The sequence below is a fragment of the Salinispora goodfellowii genome, from assembly GCF_059570675.1.
The window spans coordinates 63,022-82,138 of the sequence record NZ_JCANTD010000017.1; the positions used below are offsets into that span (position 1 = coordinate 63,022).

Sequence of the window (19,117 nt, forward strand, 5' to 3'; positions counted from 1 at the left end):
CTGAACCCAGCCCGTCACATATCGCGAGAATGACGGCCCGGTCCTTGCTCCAACGTGCCACTCCACGCCGACGTCGGCAAGCGCGGATGAGACGTTGACGAATCGAACCGGTTTAGCAGCCGCAGCCCCCGCCGCAGCAGCCCCCACCTGCGCCGGGAGCGGTCCCGCCCGATCCGCTACGGCCGATTGTCGCGACTGTGGACAGGAGTTTGACCGTCTCGTCGTGCCCCTGCGGGCAGCGAGCCGGCTCGGCGGCCTGGGCCATGGGTCGACTGACCTCGAAGGTGCCGCCGCAGACGCGGCAACGAAACTCGTACCGGGGCATGCTTCCAGCCTACGACCGCTCCGGACGACCAACCGAACATGGGTAATACTCGACAGGTGGTGGACGGCGAGGAGAACCAGACCATCCCGCCCCTGCGTCCGGCTGCACCGGGCGGGGGAACACCGGGTGGATCCGGCGTGACCGCCGGTCGACGGCCCGGGCCGGTGCCCCGGCCGCGCCGACCGTGGCGGCAACCGCCGACGGCCCCAGAGGCAGAGCCGACGCGGGTCGACCCCACCGGAACGGCGACCGATTCCCACGCGCCCACCCATCCCGAGGCTGACCCGACCAGCACAAACGAGCCGTCCAGCCCTACCGACGCCGACCCGACCAACACAAACGAGCCGTCCAGTCCCACCGACGCCGACCCGACCAACACAAACGAGCCGCAAAGTCCCAGCGAACCGGCGGAGCCGGCGCGGGCCGCGAGCACCCGGCGCCGCCGGATCCCCTTCGCGCACGCCCTCCGGGTCACGCCCAACCGACTGGCGGTCGGCGCGGCCCGATCGATCCACCGCTGGTCGCGCCGCCCCAGCGGCCAGCTCACCCTCCCTGGCGGTTTCCTGCTGCTCCTGGTCGCGGCGACCGTGGCGGCCGGCGCTCTGCTGTTGCCCGCCGTGGTGCCCTCCGGCCCGGGCAGCGCTACCGCCACCACCGGCGCGCCGGACTCCGCGCCGGACGGACTGCCATCCGCCGGCGCCCTGCCCCCCTCCGACGCCACGTTGACCGCTCCACCCCCCAACCTCGGCCGCCCCGCCGACACGCTCACGAGTTGGGCAGCCCAGACCGGCGCGAAGGTCGACATCGCACCGGTCGCGTTACAGGCCTACGGCTACGCCGAGCTGGTCCTCGCCCAGACCACCCCCAGCTGTGGCCTGAGCTGGACCACGCTCGCCGCGATCGGGCACGTCGAGTCGGCGCACGGGCAGGCCAACAACGCCCGGCTCGGCGCGGATGGGCGGGCGGCCCCGGAGATCATCGGCCTGCCACTGGACGGGCAGGGCGGGCGGATGCTGATTCGCGACACCGACCGCGGCACGCTGGACCAGGACACCACCTACGACCGGGCGATCGGGCCGATGCAGTTCATTCCGACCACCTGGCAGGAGATCGGGGCCGACGCGGACAACGACGGCCGCAAGGACCCACACGACATCGACGACGCCGCCCTGGCCGCCGCCAACTACCTGTGCAAGGGCGGCCGGAATCTGACCTCCGCCGCCGACTGGTGGAATTCCATCCTGTCGTACAACAACGTACGGCAGTACGCTCAGGACGTCTTTGACAAGGCCAACCAGTACGGGCAGGCAAGCCGGAGCTGACATGATCATCCACGTTTCCGGGGACTCCCCTACTTCCCCCGAGCAGCGGTAGGCGGCAAGCTAGACGGGTGATGATGCGCGAATGGGACCTTAAGGCCGCGTCGTCCGCCGAGATGGTGTCCCTGCTGGACACGTTGAACGCGGTCCTCGCCGCCGATCTGCCGCAGGACCCGCCCTGGCAGGGGAGTTTCCTGCGGGAGTATCTGACCGAGATGATGCCGGGCGAGCGACGAATCGCCTGGGTGGCGGAGGCCAACCCGGTCGAGCCCGGCGGGGTGGCCATACCGGGGATGGTCAACGTGCTGCTACTCGGCAGCATCGGCGTGCTCGAGGTGCTGGTGCACCCGTCGGCACGCCGCAGCGGCCTCGGCCGCGAGCTGGTCCTGACCGCTGCCCGCCGGGTCTACCAGGAGGGATTTCAGGCGATCGGCGTGGAGGTGGTCGGCGACACTCCAGCGGTCGCCTTCTTCGAGGCGCTCGGCTTCACCCGAGAGTTCGTCGAAACCCGCAGCGTGCTCGACCTGGCCGGAGTGGACTGGGCGGAGCTGGGCAGGACCGCCGACGGCATCAGTCCGGGGTACGAGATCCAGTTCCACCCCGGTGGGCTGCCCGACCAGCTCATCGACGCGTACGCGCGGGCCAAGGCGGAGGCGCGCGACGTCGAGGAGGGCGAGCTCCGCCCCAGCTCCTACGACCCGCAGCGGCTCCGGGACAGCCTCGACTGCCTGCACCGACGGGGGATGACCCCGTACATCGTCCTCGCGCTGCACAAGCAGACCGGGGAGGTGGCCGGCCTGACCGAGGTGGTGGTGCCGGCGCAGCATCCGACCCGGGCCGACCAGTACGACACGATCGTCGTACCGGCGCACCGCGGGCACGACATCGACCGGGCGATGAAGGCCCGCATGCTGTTGGAGCTACGCTCGGCCGAGCCGACGCTCACCGAGGTGCAGACCTGGAACGCGCAGGACAACGACGCGATGCTGAAGGTCAACGCCGAGCTGGGCTACCGCCCCGACCGGGAGTGGTACGAGTACAGCGTTGACGTTGCCGAGTTGGTGCACCGGCGCGACGCCACGCGCCAATAAACCTTCGCTCGTTCCCATCCACCCACCGTGGAGGCTCCATGCGCCCGCGTCGCGCACTCGCCGTCTTCGCCACCGTCACCGCTACCGCGAGCCTCGCGGCCGTCGGGGTCACGCCCCACACCGCCAGCGCCGCCCCAACCGACCTGTTCATCTCCGAGTACGTAGAGGGCTCGTCCAACAACAAGGCGATCGAGCTCTTCAACGGCACCGGCGCCGCGGTCGACCTCGCCACCGGCGGCTATCAACTGCTGCTCTACTTCAACGGCTCCACCACGCCGACCACCATCACCCTGACCGGCACGGTTGCGGCGGGAGACGTCTTCGTCTTCGCCCACTCATCGGCGAACGCGGCGATCCTCGCCCAGGCCGACCAGGTCACCGGTGCCGGCCTCTTCAACGGCGACGACGCGGTCGTGCTGCGCCGCGACAGCACCGTGCTCGACGCGATCGGCCAGGTGGGCGTTGATCCGGGCAGCGGGTGGGGCACCGGCCTGACCAGCACCGCCAACCACACCCTCCGCCGGCTGGGCAGCGTCGCCTCGGGTGACACCAACCCCGACGACAGCTTCGACCCGGCCACCGAGTGGGCCGGCTTCGACACCGACACGGTGGACGGGCTCGGCGCGCACCGCCTCGGCGGTGATCCGGGAGACACCCCCGCCACCATCGCCTGCGGCGATCCCCTGGTCACGCCGGCGGGCACCGCGGCGTCCCGGGAGGTCACCGCGACCGACCCGGACGATGAGATCGCCGACCTGGCGGTCACGTCAGTTTCCCCGACGCCGGCCACCGGCGCGATCAGCCGGACGGCGTTCACCCCGGCCGGAGCGGTCGGTGGCACCGCCCGGGCCACCGTCAGCGCGAGCGCCGACCTGGCCGCCGGGGCGTACTCGGTGGTCCTGACAGCGACCGACACCGACGGCACCACCGCGACCTGCACCCTGCCGGTACAGGCCACCCGGGAGCTGACGGTCGGCGAGGTGCAGGGCCCGACCACCGACGCCGAGGATGGTGACACCGACCGCTCGCCGCTCGCGCCGGCCAGCGGCAACGGATCCAGCAGCGCGCGGTACGACGTCCGCGGAGTGGTCACCCAGCGCACCCTGGCCCGCGACTTCGCTGGCCGGGACCAGCACGGGTTCTTCCTCCAGAGCCGCGCCGACGCGACCGACGGCGACCCCACCAGCTCCGACGGCATCTTCGTCTTCATGGGCTCGAACACGTCACTCATCGGCGGTTACGTGCCGACCATCGGCGACGAGGTGGTGCTCCACGCCCGGGTCTCCGAGTACTACCAGATGACGCAGCTCTCCAGCGCCTCGCTGGTCCGGCGGATCTCCACCGGGCTGGACGTGGACCGGGTGGTCGCGGTGACCGACGCGGTACCCCCGGCCGACCTGGCCGACGCGCAGCGCTTCTGGGAACGACACGAGGGGGCCCGGCTGCGGGTGCGCGCGGACAGTCAGACCGTGAGCGGGCGCAACGTCTTCGCCTCCAGCGCCGACGCCGAGACCTGGCTGGTCGACCGGGATGACCCGCTGCTGGACCGGAGCGACCCGGACACCCGCCGGGTGTTCCGTGACGCCCACCCGCTGGACAACGACCCCACCCAGCTCTTCGACGACGGCAACGGCCAGCGGATCATGCTGGGCAGCCTGGGCGTCAAGGCCGCCAGCGGCGACAACACCACACTGCTCGCACCGGCACGCACCTTCGACAGGCTGACCGCCGACGCGGTGGGCGGCCTCTACTACTCGTTCCAGAAGTACGGCGTCCAAGTCGAGTCCGCGGCGTTCGCGGCCGGAACCGACCCGGCGACGAACCACCCGCCGCAGCCGGCCCAGCGGTCGACGGAGTACGCGGTCGCCGCGTACAACGTGGAGAACCTCTACGACTTCCGCGACGACCCCTTCGACGGCTGCGACTTCGCCGGAAACGACGGCTGCACCGGCGTACGACCGCCGTTCGACTACGTGCCGGGCAGCGAGCAGGAGTACCGGGACCAACTCGCCGCGCTCGCCGACCAGATCACCAACGACCTGCACTCCCCCGACCTGATCCTGGTCCAGGAGACCGAGGACCAGGACATCTGCGTGGTGGACGGCGGCACGCTGGTCTGCGGTGACACCGACGACGCCGACGGCGCTCCGGACTCACTCCAGGAGCTGGCGCTGACCATCGCCGACAACGGTGGCCCGGCCTACGCGGCCGCCTACGACCGCAGCGGCGCCGACGACCGGGGCATCACCTCGGCCTTCCTCTACCGCACCGACCGGGTCGCACTGGCCGAGGCGACCGCCGACGATCCACTACTCGGCGCCGCCCCGACCGTCGAGTACCGCGCGCCCGGGCTGCCGTCCAACGCCGACGTGCAGAACCCCAAGGCACTCAACGCGGTCCTGCCGCCCGACGTGGACACCAGCACCGGCAAGGACGGCGACAACGTCTTCACCCGCGCGCCGCAGCTCGGCCGGTTCACCATCGAAGCCGCCCCCGGTTCGGGAGAACGGCTGACGCTCTGGGCGGCCAGCAACCACTACTCGTCCGGCCCCGACCGCCGGGTGGGGCAGCGCCGGGAGCAGGCGGCGTACGGCGCTGCGATCGTCTCCGCGGTCACGGCGGCGGACCCGGACGCCCGAGTGGTGTTCGGTGGGGACCTGAACGTCTTTCCCCGTCCCGACGATCCGATCGCGACGGCCGCGGACCCGACCCCGTCGGACCAGCTCGCTCCCCTGTACGAGGCCGGGCTGCGCAACCTCTGGGATGACCTGCTCGCCGACGCGCCGTCGTCCGCATACTCGTACGGCTTCGCCGGCCAGGCCCAGACGCTGGACCACCTCTTCGTCACCGCGGCGCTCCACGCTGATCTGGTGCAGATGCGGGCCGCGCACATCAACGCCGACTGGCCGGCGGAGTACGCGGGGGACGGCTCACGCGGCGCCAGCGACCACGATCCGCAGGTGGCCCGGTTCCGGTCCCGCGCGATACTGACCGTCGCCGACGCCTCGGTGGTCGAGGGCGATCGGGGCCGCGGCGAACTGGCCTTCACCGTCACCGTCTCGCGTCCCCGCTCCGAGCCGGCCCTGGTCTGCGCCCTGACCCTGGGTCGAAGCGCACGGCCGGGCGTTGACTACCGGTCGTACGCCGGTTGCCAGACGCTGCCGGCGGGCCACACAACGCTGACCTTCCCGGTGTCGGTGTACGGCGACCGGAAACGAGAGACCGACGAGAGGTTGACTCTGCTGGTGGTGGGGAGCCCGGGGCTCCAGGTCGCCGATCCGTTCGGCACCGGGACCATCGTCAACGACGACTGACCGCCCACTGACGTCGCCACCGGCGACCTCGGCCGCCACCGACGTCGCCGCCGGCGACCGGCCGACTCAAGAAGTCGCCACCGGCGACCTTGGAAGCGTCACGGCCCGCCGGCCCGGTACTCGACCGGGCCGGCGGGCCGTTGCGGTGCGGCGAACCCGGCTGCCGGCGGCGGGCCGGCCGGGCGCGGTGGCGTCAGTAGCGCTGGCGCAGCAGCTGCGCGGCCTCGACCGCCCAGTAGGTGAGGATGAGCTGCGCCCCGGCCCGCCGGATCGAGGTGAGCGTCTCCAGCATCATCTGCTCGCGGTCGATCCAGCCGTTCGCGGCAGCCGCCTCGACCATCGCGTACTCGCCGGAGACCTGGTAGGCGGCGACCGGCACGTCAACGGCAGCGCGGACCGCGGCGACCACGTCGAGGTACGGCAGCGCCGGCTTGACCATCACCATGTCGGCACCCTCGGCCACGTCCAGTGCCACCTCGCGCAGGGACTCCCGCAGGTTCGCCGGATCCTGCTGGTAGGTCCGACGGTCGCCGTCCAGCGTCGACTCCACCGCGTCCCGGAACGGGCCGAAGAACGCGGACGCGTACTTCGCCGCATAGGCGAGGATGGTCACGTCCTGGTGGCCGGCGGCGTCCAACGCCCGCCGGACCGCGCCGACCTGACCGTCCATCATTCCGGACGGCCCGACCACGTGCACCCCGGCCTGCGCCTGCGCCACCGCCATCTCGGCGTACGCGGCGAGGGTGGCGTCGTTCGCCACCGACCCGTCGGACGCCAGCACACCGCAGTGCCCGTGCGAGGTGAACTCGTCCAGGCAGAGGTCGCTCATCACCACGGTGGCGTCGCCCACCTCGGAGACGACGTCCCGGATGGCGGCGTTCAGGATGCCGTTCGGCCTGGCCCCACCGGAGCCGAGCTCGTCCCGGTCAGCCGGTACCCCGAAGAGCATGATCCCGCCAACCCCGGCCTGGACCGCCGCGACCGCTGCCTTGCGCAGCGACTCCCGGGAGTGCTGGAGCACCCCCGGCAGGGACGGCACCGACCGGGGCTCGGTCAACCCCTCCTTGACGAACAGCGGCACGACCAGTTCGACCGGGTCGACCCGGGTCTCGGCGACCAGCCGCCGCAGGGCCGGGCTGCGACGCAGCCGCCGGGGTCGATGCTCGGGATACGGCACGGGTCCTCCAGGGTCAGCGGAACCGGAGGGCGGTCGGCCCCTGCACCTTCGATCCGCGCCGCTGCTTCGCCGGCATCGCGGCGAGCTTCTCGCGCAGCTCGACGGCGTAGCCGGCCAGCGCCTCCACCAGGTCGGGGACCGAGGCGTGCGGTGGCTGCACATCAACCCGAAGGCCGAACTCGGTAGCCGTCTCCGCCGTCTTGGGCCCAATAACCGCAACAACGGTACGCGCGTGGGGCTTCCCGGCGATACCAACCAGATTCCGGACCGTGGACGAGGAGGTGAAGAGCACCGCGTCGAACCCACCCGACTTGATCGCGTCGCGGATCTCGGCCGGCGGCGGCGCCGCCCGAACCGTCCGGTAGGCGGTCACGTCGTCAACCTCCCAGCCGCGCTCGGTGAGCCCGGCGGCGAGCGTCTCGGTGGCGATGTCGGCGCGCGGCAACAGCACCCGACCGACCGGGTCGAGCACCTCGTCGTGCGGCGAGAACTCGGCCAGCAGCCCCTCCGAGGACTGCTCCCCGGCGGGGATCAGCTCCGGCCGGATCCCGAAGGCGCGCACCGCGTCGGCGGTCGCGTCGCCGATGCAGGCGATCTTCACGCCGCCGAAGTGCCGGGCGTCGAGGCCATGCTCGGCGAACTTCTCCCAGACCGCGCGGACCGCGTTCACCGATGTGAAGATCACCCAGGCGTACCGGCCGTCGACCAGCCCCTTGACCGCCCGCTCCATCTGCGCGGGGGTACGCGGCGGCTCAACCGCGATGGTCGGCACCTCGCAGGGGATCGCGCCGTACGCGCGCAGTCGGGCGCTCATCACCCCCGCCTGCTCCTTGGTCCGCGGGACGAGCACCTTCCAGCCGTACAGCGGGCGGTTCTCCCACCAGCTGAGCTTGTCCCGCTGGTCGACACCCTCGCCGAGGGTGAGCACCACCCGGCCGGTGAACCCGAGCGCCGCCGCGACGAAGGAGTCCACCGTTGACGTGGTCGTGTACTGGGTCTCGCCGGTGCCGTCCCCGGTCACGCCGACCACGGTCGCATCATTGACTCCGACGGCGAGCAACCCGTCCCGGATCGCGGCGAGATCCCCGGCGTCCACCGCGAGGGCCAACGGTCCCCGGGCGACGGCGGCGGCCAGCGCCTCGAAGTCGAGCGTGGTGACGTCCTCGACGTCGGCCGCCGTCCGGACTCCGGGCAGCGGCACACCCGCGTAGGTCGCCACTCCCTCGGCCTGGCCGACGCCCGGGACCACCTCGAACTGGCCGGCGGTCCGGGCGACCGCCTGCACCTCCCGGACCACCGCCGCGTGGCCGAACGGGTCACCGGCGACCAGGTGCACCGCGTTCAGCCCGGAGCGGGCCGCCGAGATCAGGGCCTTCGCCACGTCGCCCGATCCGCCCTCGGCCAGGGTCAGCTGAGCCTCCTGCTTCGCCTGGGCACGGACGACGTCGAGCAACGCCTCGGGGACTCCCCGGTCGTATACCACCTGGTCGGCGTTGACCAGGGCGTCGTATCCCCGGCGGGTCAGCAGGCCCGGATCGCCGGGACCGGCCCCGACGAACGCGATGCGGCCTACGGGCTTACGGGTGCGGGTCATACTGTGCTCCCAAATTGCTGGGTCCCCGGGCCAAGGTTCCGTTGCTGGCCGAGGATCGAGTCGGCGCCGAGGTCGAGCAGATCAGTGGCGAGGGCCTTACCGATCTCCACCGCGTCGGCGGGCGTTCCGGTGCGGGACAGCCGGAGGTCACGAGTGCCGTCCGGACTGATCACCGCCCCGCGCAGGTAGATCTCTTCACCGACGTCGCCTTCGGCGAGTTCGGCGTAGGCGGCGACCGGGGCACTGCACCCGGCCTCCAGGGTGGCGAGCAGCGCCCGCTCCGCGACGACCGTGGCGCGGGACGGTGCATGGTCGAGTACCGCAAGCAGCTCGACCAGAGCCGAATCGTCGGACCGACACTCCACCGCCAGCGCTCCCTGGGCGGGAGCGGGCAGCATCAGCATCGGGTCGAGCGTCTCGGTGATCGTGTCGGTGCGATCCAGGCGGGCCAGCCCGGCCCGCGCCAGGACCACCGCGTCCAGGTCGGCCTCCGGGCCGAGCACCCGCGCCAGCCGGGTACCGACGTTACCCCGGATCGGCTGGACCTCGAGCGCAAGCCCGAGCGCGTGCAGCTGGGCGATGCGACGCAGCGCACCGGTGCCGACCCGCGCGCCGGGCGGCAGCTCGGCGAGGGTCCGACCGCCGGTGGCCACCAGCGCGTCCCGGGGGTCCTGCCGGGGTGGGACGGCGGCGACGTACAGGCCGGGGGCCGCCGCGGTCGGCAGGTCCTTGTACGAGTGCACCGCGAGGTCGATGGTGCCCGCGGCGAGGGCGTCCCGCAGCGCGGAGACGAACACGCCGACACCGAGCTGGTGCACCGGGGCCGCGGAGCGGTCGCCGGTGGTCACCACCTCGACCAGCTCCACCGGGGTGCCGGTGGCCGCGGTGAGGGCCGCCGCGACCTGCCCGGACTGGGCCATCGCCAGGGCGCTGCCCCGAGTGCCGAGGCGTAGGGGGACCTTCATCACTCACCTCCGGTGGGGAGCGGATCGGCGTCGCCGCCGAGTTGGGGGTCAACGTCGGGCGCCATCACGTCGGGGACGGTGCCGACCGGGGAGGTCTGCGGCACCTCCAGGTCGAAGAGCTCACGCAGCAGCGCCGCGTACTGGTCGCCGCCGGGCTCGGCAGCGAGCTGGCGGACCCGTACGGTCGGCTGGTGCAGCAGCCGCTGGACGACCCGGTGCACCGTCCGGGTAACCTCGGCCCGCTGGTTGTCGGTCAGGTCCGGACAACGCTGGGCGAGCCGGCCCAACTCGGCCGTGACCACGTCGTCAGCACGGCCCCGCAGGGCGGCCACGGTCGGCGCGACGTCAGCTCCCCGTAGCCAGGTGAGGAAGGCGTTGACCTCGGCGGCGACGATCTGCTCCACCGCGGCGACGTCGGCGGCGACGGGGCCGTCGGCGACCAGTGCCGCCATCCGGTCGATGTCGATCACCTGGACGCCGGGCAGGTCGGCCACCCCGGGCTCGACGTCCCGCGGGACAGCCAGGTCCAGCAGGACCAGCGGCCCCCGGGATGGGTCCCGACCAGCGAGTGCCGCAGTCACCACCGCGCGGGTGAGGACCGCCTCGGGGGCGGCCGTGGCAGCCACTACGATATCCACTGTGGAAATCGTCTCGGTGAGGTCGGCGATCGGTACGGCGGTCGCGCCGTACGAGCCGGCCAGCCGTGCGGCTCGGTCGGCGCCCCGGTTGGCCACGGCGACCGGCCCGGCGCCCAACCGAGTGAGGGTGGCCACGCCCAGCGAGCCCATCGCTCCCGCCCCCACGACCAGCGCGGGACGGCCGGCCAGGTCACTGTCGAGCAGCTCGGTGGCGAGGCCGAGCGCGGCCGTGACGACGCTCTGCCCGGCCCGGTCGATGCCGGTCTCGGAGCGGGCCCGCTTCCCCACCCGGAGCGCCTGCTGCATCAGCTCGTGCAGCAGACGGTCAACGGTGTCGGCCTCAGCTGCCCGGTGGTATGCGTCGCGGAGCTGGCCGAGGATCTGGGCCTCACCCACAACCATGGAATCCAGCCCGGTGACGACCCGGAAGACGTGGTTGACCGCCGCGACGTCGAAGTGCACGTACAGGTGGTCGGCGAGGGCCGCCGGCTGGCAGCCGGTCGACTCGGCTAGGACAGCGCAGATGTCACCCAGACCGCCGTGGAAACCGGAGACGACGGCGTACACCTCCACCCGGTTACAGGTGGAGACGAGCACCGCCGCACTCACGTACGGCTGCGCTACCAGGCGGGTCAGGACACGGGGAAGGTCGGCGGGGGCGACCGCGAGTCGCTCCAGGGCGGCGACCGGGGCGGTGCGGTAAGACGCGCCGACGACGAGCAGTTTCACGTGCCGATCGCCTCCTGGGGGTTGGTGGCGGCGAGGCTACCCGGCAATGGGGGGAGGGCGGCCTCACCGGCGGCGGGGAGTGCGGTCCGAGACGCCTTGCGGTGCTCGTGGAAGGACAGGATCTGCAGCTCGATGGCGAGGTCGACCTTACGGACGTCAACCCCGTCCGGCACGGTTAGCACGCAGGGCGCGAAGTTCAGGATGCTGGTCACTCCGCCGGCGACCAGGCGGTCGGCGACCCGCTGCGCGGCGGCGGCCGGGGTGGCGATCACGCCGATCGCGATCGACTCCTCGGTGGCGACCCGGGACAGCTCGTCCACATGCCGGACGACCAGACCGTTGATCTCCTCACCGACCCGTACGGGGTCGGCGTCGAAGAGCGCGGCGATGCGGAAGCCGCGGGTGGCGAACCCGTCGTAGCCAGCGAGGGCATGACCGAGATTACCCACCCCGACCAGGGCGACCGACCGGCGCTGAGTGAGCCCCAGGACGTACTCGATCTGATCGATCAGCAGGGCCACGTCGTAGCCGACACCCCGGGTGCCGTAGGAACCGAGGTGCGACAGATCCTTGCGGAGTTTGGCGGAGTTGACTCCCGCGGCCGTGGCCAACCACTCGCTGGAAACCGTCTCGTGACCGTTTTCGGCCAGGTTGTGCAGGGCGCGGAGGTATTCGGGAAGCCGGGCGACGGTCGCCTCCGGCAGGTCCGGCAACGCCGGCACGGCGACCGGGCGTTCGGGCGCGCCGGGCGGACGGTGCTGACTCATGAGACTCCGTGCAGTGGGATCCTGGGCCAACTCCGCCGGGCCGGGTCGGGACTCCCGCTGGCCACCGAGGAGACCGGCTGTGCTAGCGGGGCGGGTCGGAACTACAGAGTAAGCGCTTGTGAAGACACGCACAAATCGCGATCTTGGTCGCCCACGACGCGACTTCACCCGTCCCCCCGTTCCACAAGATCAATGTCTCGACTCCGCCCACGCCGTCCGGCGATTATTGCTCAATTACGACTTCCCTGACCAATCACACGGGGGCGCGTCGCCCACTTCCCCCGGCGTGGTAGCACCCACGCCTTGCCCCGGAGTGGTAGCGCCAGCACCTCCAGACTTTCGGCGGCGGGCAGGATGGGCGGCTTCGGTCTGACTGCCTAGCCTCGGGGCATGACCGCTGCACGCGGGGCCGCCACCCCCGCTTCCGGCCCGCTGCGCAACCTGCTCCGCCAGCTCCTGCGCGACTCCAGCTACGTCCTCTCCGGCCTGCCCCTCGCCGTGGTCGGCATCGTGGTGGCCACCACCGGGTTCTCCCTCAGCCTCGGCCTGCTGGTGACCACGCTGGGCCTGCCGATCCTGACCGGAACGCTCTACGCCGTACGGGTCCTGGCCGATCTCGAACGACTCTGGCTGCCCACGGTGCTAAGGATGCCCCGGATCCGCCCGGTCTACCGGAGCCCCGATCCGAATGCCGGCTTCTGGGGCCGAGCCCTGGCGCCGGTACGCGATCCGCAGTCCTGGCTCGATCTGCTCCACGCGTTCAGCAAGCTACTGGTGGCGGCTCCGGCCTTCGTCATCCTGGTCATCTGGTGGGCCTTGGCGCTCGCCGGCGTGTCCTACGCGGTATATGACCGTTACCTCCCGCATGGTCCGGACAGTTCGTCCCTCAGCGAGTTCCTCGGGATGGGCGACGGCGCCGACGCCCGGATCTTCCTGAACACCGCCATCGGTCTTTTCGCCCTGCTCACCCTGCCGCTGGTAGCCCGGGCCTGCGCGTGGACCGAGGGTGGCCTGGCCCGCGCCCTGCTCACCGGCGTGGCCGAGTTACGCAACCGGATCACCACCCTCGAGGAACAAAAACGCGCATTCGCCTCCGCTGAGGCGCACGCGCTGCGCAAGCTGGAGCGCGACATCCACGACGGGCCACAGCAACGACTGGTCCGACTCGCGATGGATCTCAGCCGGGCCCGCGAGCAGCTCACCAGCAATCCGGTAGCGGCCGGGAACACGCTCGACGAGGCGGTCGGCCAAACCCGGGAGACCCTCACCGAGCTGCGTGCGCTGTCCCGGGGCATCGCACCGCCCATCCTGGTTGACCGCGGGCTACCCAGCGCCCTCGCGGCGCTGGCCGGACGCGGGCTGATCCCGATCGAGCTACAGGTGGACGCCGGGCTCGGCGAACCCGGCGGCCGGCTCGACCCGGCCCTGGAGAGCACCGCGTACTTCGTGGTCGCCGAGGCGCTCACCAACGTCGCCAAACACAGCCGGGCCACCGGGTGCCGGGTGTTCGTGGAACGGGCCGGACGGCGCCTGCGGGTCGGCATCGACGACGACGGCCAGGGCGGCGCGCACCTGGCCAAGGGGCACGGGCTGGTCGGCATCGCGGATCGGGTCCGGGCCGCTGGCGGGCAACTCCACGTGACCAGCCCCGCCGGCGGCCCCACCGAGATCCACGCCGAACTCCCCGCGACGACCGGAAAGTGGTAGGAACACAGCCATGCGGATCGTGATCGCTGATGACGCCGTCCTGCTCCGAGAAGGGCTGATCCGGCTCCTCACCGAACGCGGCCATCAGGTGGTGGCCGCCGTCGGTGACGGCGACGCCCTGGTGCAGGCGGTGGTCGCCCACCGCCCCGACGTGTCGATCGTTGACGTACGAATGCCGCCGTCCCACACCGACGAAGGGCTCCGAGCCGCCGTGCAGGCACGTGCGCTGGTGCCAGCGACGCCGATCCTGGTGCTCTCCCAGTACGTCGAGGTCTCCTACTCCGACGACCTGCTGGCCACCGGGGCCGGGGTCGGCTACCTACTCAAGGACCGGGTGGCCGCGATCGGCGAGTTCCTCGACGCGCTGGACCGGGTCACCGCCGGGGGCACCGTCCTCGACCCCGAGGTGGTCACCCAGCTCTTCGCCCGCCGCCGCCGCGACGATCCACTGCGGGACCTCACCCCGCGCGAACGCGAGGTACTGGGTTTGATGGCCGAGGGCCACTCCAACACCGCGATCGCCCGCACGCTGGTGGTCACCGACGGCGCGGTCGAGAAGCACGTCCGCAACATCTTCACCAAGCTCGACCTCCCACCGGACGTCGAGCAGCACCGCCGGGTCCGCGCTGTCCTGGCCTACCTCCGCGGCTGAGGCGAGCGCATGATCAATACGGGTGGGCCAGCGCGACCGCCTCGGTGAGGGTCTCCGCGACCGGATGGCCGGAGGCCCGCAGCCGGGCGGGGTCGGTGAGACCCCCGGCGTAGAGGACCGCGCGGCCACCGACCGATCGGGCCGCTTCCGCGTCGTCGAGCGAGTCGCCGATCAGCACCACGTCCCGGCCGTCCCGCCCCAGCTCGGCCAGGTGCCGGGTCAGTGACTCGGCCTTCCGGTCCCCACCCACCTCGGTCCGGAGCCCGTCCACCCGCAGGAAGTGCCTGGTCAGTCCGTAGGTCTGCACGGTCGGCACCAGATCCTCGTGGAACCACATGGACAACAACGACTGGCTTCCGGGCCAGGACGAAATCGCATCCACCGCGTCATGCGCCAGCCCGCAGGTGGTCAACCCGTCCAGGTACGCCTCGTGGAAGATCTTGTCCAGCTGGCCGAACGCCGCCTCGTCCACGGCCTGCCCGAGCACCTCGGCGTAGTAGTCGGCGATCGGTCGACGAAACCGCACCCGATGCTCGTCGGCGGTCACCGCCGGCCCACCGACGCTGGCGAAGGCGACATTGGTGGATGCCACGATCAGATCCAGATCGTTGAGCAGGGTTCCGTTCCAGTCCCAGACCAGGTGCGGGTGCGCAGAACTCATCGCCGCACCCTACCTGGCGGCCTCAGAGCTGCGGAGTGGTCAGATCGCGGAGCAACCGCTCCTCCTCGACCCGCCAGTAACCGTGCTCCTTGCCGTCGAGCAGCACCACCGGCAGCCGGTCCCCGTACTCGCGCTCCAGCTCCGCATCGTCGGTGACATCCTTCTCCACCCACCGGTCGTTGGTGACCGACACCACCCGTTCCAGCGCCGCCTTCGCGTCTTCGCAGAGGTGGCAACCAGGCCGGGTGAGCAGGGTGAGGCGGGGTTCACGCATCGGTCTCCTCCGTGGGGACGGCCCCGGCCCGACGACCGGAGCAGGGTCTAGCGGCGCGTACGCGTGGACAGTTTCGCCGTTGGCGGGATGCGGCACACCCAGTACCGCCCTGCGCCACACCTCGGTGATCCGGCAGGCACCAGCTTCCCCGCACGCGCGGAAGCGTTCGCACCGGCGCCGGCCACCTCCTGCCCAACCGTCGAGTCTGGCACAGCGGGCAACGACCGCCCGCACCGGCGCCGAAAGAGCGCGCACGGCGCGTCCATCGGCGGCGCGCCGGGCGGTGCGACCTCTCTCGGCCCGTCCTACCCATGGGACTGAACCGTCACCTGCCGTGAGCGCAAAGGCACTCTCCACCTGCCACCGCAGGCGACCGCTGCCGCCGTCTCGTCCCCTCCGGCCGGCCGGCACCCACCATGCCGCGACCATCCACACCCCGACCCACCTGGGCGTCTCCCCCAAACACTGAGGAATCCGAAAGTCAACCGCACACGACGGACAACTGGTCCGGCAGCAGTGCGACACGACCGGAAATACTTTGGCCCTGTGTAACGGACTTGCCACGCGCGGGTGACGTTGACCCCTATCATCACTCGGGTCGACTCACCCCGTTTTCCGTGAGTCGACAACCCCTCAGCCCGAGGAGGCCCCCGTGCCCGACAGCGCATTGGACCAGCACCTCAAGGGGAGCTGCCGCGCGCCGGCAAACCCCCTAGCCACACCATGCGTGCCCGACCGACCCCAACTCGCCGGGGACCGGGGCCGCGGGACGGAGGTGCCCCGATGACGACCTTCGGCTACGCGCAGCGGCCAATCGGCCTGGGTGACCCGCCCGCTCGATCCGCGACGAATGAACGGCTGGCACCCCGCGGGCCCCGGGATGACGGCCGGCTCGCCGCCTGGAGCGACAACGGGGTACGCAGCCGTCCGCACCCCAACGAAACCCCCGCCCGGAGCGGGACACCGGGCGCGAACGCCAAACCGATCGAGGCCCGGGTCGCCTCGCCAGCCCGGCCGGCCATGCCCGTACAGGGCCGCCGGAGTACCGACCCACCCGCCAGCACCGACTCCGCCGGCACCGACACGGCGGTACTGCCCGCACTGCCCGCCAGCACACCCGCCACCGGCTTTCCGAGCCGTCCGGACCCGTCCGACCCGGCGATCGAGATCTGGACGCTGGTCGAGCGCGCACAGGCCGGGGAGGCCGAGGCCTTCGGCCTGATCTACGACCGGTACGTGGACACCGTCTTCCGGTTCGTCTACTTCCGGGTCGGCAACCGCCAGCTGGCAGAGGACCTCACCTCCGACACCTTCCTCCGGGCGCTGAAGCGAATCGGCAGCTTCACCTGGCAGGGCCGAGACCTCGGGGCGTGGCTGGTGACGATCGCCCGCAACCTGGTGGCGGACCACTTCAAGTCCGGCCGCTACCGGCTCGAGGTGACCACCGGCGACGTCCTCGACGCCGAACGCGAAGACCGGGGGCCGGAAGGCAGCCCGGAGGCGGCCGTGGTCGAACACATCACCAACGTCACCCTGCTCGGCGCGGTCAAGCAGCTCAACCCGGAACAGCAGGAGTGCATCGTGCTCCGCTTCCTCCAAGGTTTCTCGGTGGCGGAGACGGCGCGGGCCATGGGCAAGAACGAGGGCGCCATCAAGGCCCTGCAGTACCGGGCGGTTCGGGCCCTCGCCCGGCTGCTCCCGGACGGCTTCCGGGCATAGCCACGCTGGCAGCGGCGGCGAAGCCGGGGAGATCAAACTCCGATGAAATCGGTCACTTTCCGTGCTTTCTCCGCCGCTGGCCCCGTAACCCCGACCCGGCGCGGCGCGTTCATCCGGGTGCGACCGATGCAGTCCCGGCGTCCCCCGGGTTTCTCGAGTCCGGCTCCACTGCCGGCCCCGAGCCTCCCGCGACGCCCACCGTCCTCGGTCGTCGGTGACGATCGCGGCCGACCGGCCGCGCCCAGCGAGGGAGGTGCCAGCGGTGAACAGCGACCTCTTTTTCTCCCGTCGGCGCGCCGAGCGCTTCGCGCAACTACTCGACGAAGCAAACGGCGGTCGACGACACCACGTCCGATCCCGAATCGACGAAGAGCTCACGGACCTCGTCGCGGTCGGACAGCAACTCGGTGCCGCCGCCCCGACGGTCGAGGTCAGTGCCGAGTTCCGGACCGGCCTACGGGCGATGCTGCTGGCCACCGCCGAACGCGAGGGCCTCGGCCGACCCGCCCCGGCGGCCACCACCGACCAGACGGAAAACCGCCCGACGCCACACCGCTCCTTCCCCCTCCCCGCCGTCACCGCGCGGCGAGCCCGGGCCCGCGGCGCGATCCTGATCGGCGTCGCGACCGGCGCCATCGCCGTCTCCGGCATCTCCGCGGCCAGTGAGAACGCGGTGCCGGGCGACGCGCTGTACGGGATGAAGCGGTCGACCGAGCGTGCTCAGCTCGCGTTGACCGGCTCGGACCACAGTCGCGGGCAGCTCTTCCTGGACTTCGCGCGGACCCGCCTGAGCGAGGCGGCCCAACTGCGCGACGACCGGGCCGGCTACAGCGGGGTCCTGGACGATATGGACGCCGACACCCGCCAGGGCGTACGCCTGCTCACCACCGCCGCAGTGCAGGCTTCCGACCGGACCGCGCTGGACGTGGTTGACGCCTTCGTCGCCGCGCAGCGGACGGCGGTCCGCGAGCTCGTGGGCGACCGGCCCCGCGCCGACCGCGACCGCACCGGGCACTCACTCGCGCTCCTCGATGACGCCCTTGGGCGCTCGGACGCGCTGCGCGCCGCCATCGACTGTGGCCTGCCCGCGCCGAGCGGCAGCGACGACCTCGGCCCCACTCCGGCGAACTGCCCCGACCAGGGCTGATACCGACGGCGGGCCGGCACCGCTTCGCATCGGAGCCAACGACCACCGCCGGCCCGCCGCACACCTGGGTCGATTGCCTGCTTGCGGTCCCGCCCCGGTGCGCCACCCGGCTACCCTCGCCAGGTGGCGCACGGTGCGCCGGTCGTACGGAGGGGGCGCGCGTGGCCAGTCGGAAGGTGCCGGTAAGCACCGACACCCGCGGTCCCAGCTCCGGGGGAGGTTCGGCCGACGCTGCACCGACCCCGCCGCCGGATCGGGCCGCGGCTGCCTTCTTCGACGTGGACAACACCCTGATGCAGGGAGCCTCGATCTACTGGTTCGCCCGCGGACTCGCCGCGCGCAACTACGTCACCACCAGCGACCTACTCCGATTCGCCTGGCAACAGCTGCGGTTCCGGGTACTCGCCACCGAGCATGTCGGCGACATGTCCCAGGTCAAGGAGGCCGCGCTCGCGTTCGTCGAGGGCTGGCGGGTGGAGGAGGTGGAGCGCCTCGCCGAGGAGATCTTCGACGAGCTGATGGCGCCCCGGATCTGGGCCGGCGCTCGCCAGCTCGCCCAGAGTCACCTCGACGCCGGGCAACGGGTCTGGTTGGTCAGCGCCGCCCCGGTGGAGATCGGCCGGGTGATCGCCGCCCGGCTGGGGCTCACCGGTGCCATCGGAACGGTCGCCGAGGTGGTGGACGGCGCGTACACGGGGCGGCTGGTCGGCGACCTGATGCACGGGCCCGCGAAGGCGGAGGCGGTGACCCGGCTCGCCGCGGCGGAAGGGCTGGACCTGTCCCGCTGCACCGCCTACAGCGACTCCGCCAATGATCTACCGATGCTCGCCGCGGCCGGCCGCGGGGTCGCCGTCAACCCGGATTCCGCGCTGCTCCGCGAGGCCCGCCGGCGCGGCTGGGAGGTACGGGACTTCCGTACCGGACGTCGGGCGGTCAAGATCGCCGTCCCCTCGACCGCCGCCGTCGGGCTGGTCGCCGGAGCGGTCACCGCGGGGCTGGCGCGGCACCGCCGCCGCTCATCCGTCCGGCCATGATCCC

General features: G+C 71.8%; 16 protein-coding genes. 8 read left to right on the forward strand and 8 right to left on the reverse strand.

What is annotated here, in order from left to right; genetic code table 11:
* Positions 1–112: 112 nt before the first annotated feature.
* The gene (locus T398_RS16600; protein ID WP_496447999.1) at positions 113–325 is read right to left on the reverse strand and encodes an FmdB family zinc ribbon protein; all 213 of its coding nucleotides are present in this window, start codon (positions 323–325) and stop codon (positions 113–115) included.
* A 38-nt stretch (positions 326–363) separates the two neighbouring features.
* Between T398_RS16600 and T398_RS16605 the strand changes: the two genes are divergently transcribed.
* The 3 genes from T398_RS16605 to T398_RS16615 all read left to right on the forward strand — a co-directional run bounded on the left by T398_RS16605 (position 364) and on the right by T398_RS16615 (position 6,049).
* Complete coding sequence (locus T398_RS16605; RefSeq protein WP_496448001.1) at positions 364–1,647, forward strand: lytic murein transglycosylase; 1,284 nt, start codon at positions 364–366, stop codon at positions 1,645–1,647.
* A 71-nt stretch (positions 1,648–1,718) separates the two neighbouring features.
* Positions 1,719–2,735: a GNAT family N-acetyltransferase gene (locus tag T398_RS16610; protein ID WP_496448061.1), complete on the forward strand. Its 1,017-nt coding sequence runs from the start codon at positions 1,719–1,721 to the stop codon at positions 2,733–2,735.
* A 38-nt stretch (positions 2,736–2,773) separates the two neighbouring features.
* Positions 2,774–6,049, forward strand: coding sequence for a lamin tail domain-containing protein (locus tag T398_RS16615; protein ID WP_496448003.1), 3,276 nt, complete (start codon positions 2,774–2,776; stop codon positions 6,047–6,049).
* A 193-nt stretch (positions 6,050–6,242) separates the two neighbouring features.
* On the opposite strand, the gene hemB is transcribed toward T398_RS16615, so the two are convergent.
* The 5 genes from hemB to T398_RS16640 are packed head-to-tail and all read right to left on the reverse strand — an operon-like array spanning position 6,243 to position 11,919.
* Positions 6,243–7,226 carry a porphobilinogen synthase gene (hemB, locus tag T398_RS16620; RefSeq protein ID WP_496448004.1) on the reverse strand — a complete coding sequence of 328 codons (984 nt, stop codon included), beginning with the start codon at positions 7,224–7,226 and terminating at the stop codon, positions 6,243–6,245.
* Positions 7,227–7,239: 13 nt separating this feature from the next.
* Positions 7,240–8,820, reverse strand: a complete 1,581-nt coding sequence (locus T398_RS16625) for a bifunctional uroporphyrinogen-III C-methyltransferase/uroporphyrinogen-III synthase (protein WP_496448006.1) — start codon at positions 8,818–8,820, stop codon at positions 7,240–7,242.
* Positions 8,817–9,785, reverse strand: coding sequence for a hydroxymethylbilane synthase (hemC, locus tag T398_RS16630; RefSeq protein ID WP_496448008.1), 969 nt, complete (start codon positions 9,783–9,785; stop codon positions 8,817–8,819). The genes T398_RS16625 and hemC overlap by 4 nt, the downstream gene beginning before the upstream one ends.
* A complete protein-coding gene (locus T398_RS16635) occupies positions 9,785–11,152 on the reverse strand; it encodes a glutamyl-tRNA reductase (RefSeq protein WP_496448009.1) in 1,368 nt (455 codons plus the stop codon). Before T398_RS16635 ends, hemC begins: the two co-directional genes overlap by 1 nt.
* The gene (locus tag T398_RS16640) at positions 11,149–11,919 is read right to left on the reverse strand and encodes a redox-sensing transcriptional repressor Rex (RefSeq protein WP_018726484.1); all 771 of its coding nucleotides are present in this window, start codon (positions 11,917–11,919) and stop codon (positions 11,149–11,151) included. Before T398_RS16640 ends, T398_RS16635 begins: the two co-directional genes overlap by 4 nt.
* Positions 11,920–12,309: 390 nt before the next feature.
* Between T398_RS16640 and T398_RS16645 the strand changes: the two genes are divergently transcribed.
* Together T398_RS16645 and T398_RS16650 are read left to right on the forward strand one after the other, a co-directional pair.
* Complete coding sequence (locus T398_RS16645; RefSeq protein WP_496448011.1) at positions 12,310–13,626, forward strand: sensor histidine kinase; 1,317 nt, start codon at positions 12,310–12,312, stop codon at positions 13,624–13,626.
* A 10-nt stretch (positions 13,627–13,636) separates the two neighbouring features.
* Positions 13,637–14,278 carry a response regulator gene (locus T398_RS16650; protein WP_496448013.1) on the forward strand — a complete coding sequence of 214 codons (642 nt, stop codon included), beginning with the start codon at positions 13,637–13,639 and terminating at the stop codon, positions 14,276–14,278.
* 13 nt (positions 14,279–14,291) lie between these two features.
* Here T398_RS16650 and T398_RS16655 read toward each other — a convergent pair whose 3' ends face one another.
* Positions 14,292–14,939, reverse strand: coding sequence for an HAD family hydrolase (locus tag T398_RS16655; protein ID WP_496448015.1), 648 nt, complete (start codon positions 14,937–14,939; stop codon positions 14,292–14,294).
* Between the two features lie 22 nt (positions 14,940–14,961).
* Positions 14,962–15,213, reverse strand: coding sequence for a glutaredoxin family protein (locus T398_RS16660; protein WP_018733772.1), 252 nt, complete (start codon positions 15,211–15,213; stop codon positions 14,962–14,964).
* A gap of 783 nt (positions 15,214–15,996) precedes the next feature.
* On the opposite strand from T398_RS16660, the gene T398_RS16665 reads away from it, so the two are divergent.
* From T398_RS16665 to T398_RS16675, 3 genes are all read left to right on the forward strand, one after another.
* Positions 15,997–16,932 (forward strand): ECF subfamily RNA polymerase sigma factor, BldN family, encoded by a 936-nt coding sequence (locus T398_RS16665; RefSeq protein WP_496448016.1) that lies wholly within the window; start codon positions 15,997–15,999, stop codon positions 16,930–16,932.
* A 262-nt stretch (positions 16,933–17,194) separates the two neighbouring features.
* The gene (locus tag T398_RS16670; RefSeq protein ID WP_496448018.1) at positions 17,195–18,079 is read left to right on the forward strand and encodes a DUF5667 domain-containing protein; all 885 of its coding nucleotides are present in this window, start codon (positions 17,195–17,197) and stop codon (positions 18,077–18,079) included.
* A gap of 161 nt (positions 18,080–18,240) precedes the next feature.
* Positions 18,241–19,113 carry an HAD family hydrolase gene (locus T398_RS16675; protein ID WP_496448020.1) on the forward strand — a complete coding sequence of 291 codons (873 nt, stop codon included), beginning with the start codon at positions 18,241–18,243 and terminating at the stop codon, positions 19,111–19,113.
* Positions 19,114–19,117: the final 4 nt, after the last annotated feature.

Excerpts from the sequence above, each read along its gene's own strand:
- T398_RS16645 (WP_496448011.1), top strand. The coding sequence starts at position 12,310 with ATGACCGCTGCACGCGGGGCCGCCACCCCCGCTTCCGGCCCGCTGCGC.
- T398_RS16605 (WP_496448001.1), top strand. The coding sequence starts at position 364 with ATGGGTAATACTCGACAGGTGGTGGACGGCGAGGAGAACCAGACCATC.
- T398_RS16665 (WP_496448016.1), top strand. The coding sequence starts at position 15,997 with ATGACGACCTTCGGCTACGCGCAGCGGCCAATCGGCCTGGGTGACCCG.
- T398_RS16615 (WP_496448003.1), top strand. The coding sequence starts at position 2,774 with ATGCGCCCGCGTCGCGCACTCGCCGTCTTCGCCACCGTCACCGCTACC.
- T398_RS16625 (WP_496448006.1), bottom strand. The coding sequence starts at position 8,820 with ATGACCCGCACCCGTAAGCCCGTAGGCCGCATCGCGTTCGTCGGGGCC.
- T398_RS16660 (WP_018733772.1), bottom strand. The coding sequence starts at position 15,213 with ATGCGTGAACCCCGCCTCACCCTGCTCACCCGGCCTGGTTGCCACCTC.
- T398_RS16650 (WP_496448013.1), top strand. The coding sequence starts at position 13,637 with ATGCGGATCGTGATCGCTGATGACGCCGTCCTGCTCCGAGAAGGGCTG.
- T398_RS16655 (WP_496448015.1), bottom strand. The coding sequence starts at position 14,939 with ATGAGTTCTGCGCACCCGCACCTGGTCTGGGACTGGAACGGAACCCTG.
- T398_RS16640 (WP_018726484.1), bottom strand. The coding sequence starts at position 11,919 with ATGAGTCAGCACCGTCCGCCCGGCGCGCCCGAACGCCCGGTCGCCGTG.
- hemC (WP_496448008.1), bottom strand. The coding sequence starts at position 9,785 with ATGAAGGTCCCCCTACGCCTCGGCACTCGGGGCAGCGCCCTGGCGATG.
- T398_RS16600 (WP_496447999.1), bottom strand. The coding sequence starts at position 325 with ATGCCCCGGTACGAGTTTCGTTGCCGCGTCTGCGGCGGCACCTTCGAG.
- T398_RS16610 (WP_496448061.1), top strand. The coding sequence starts at position 1,719 with ATGATGCGCGAATGGGACCTTAAGGCCGCGTCGTCCGCCGAGATGGTG.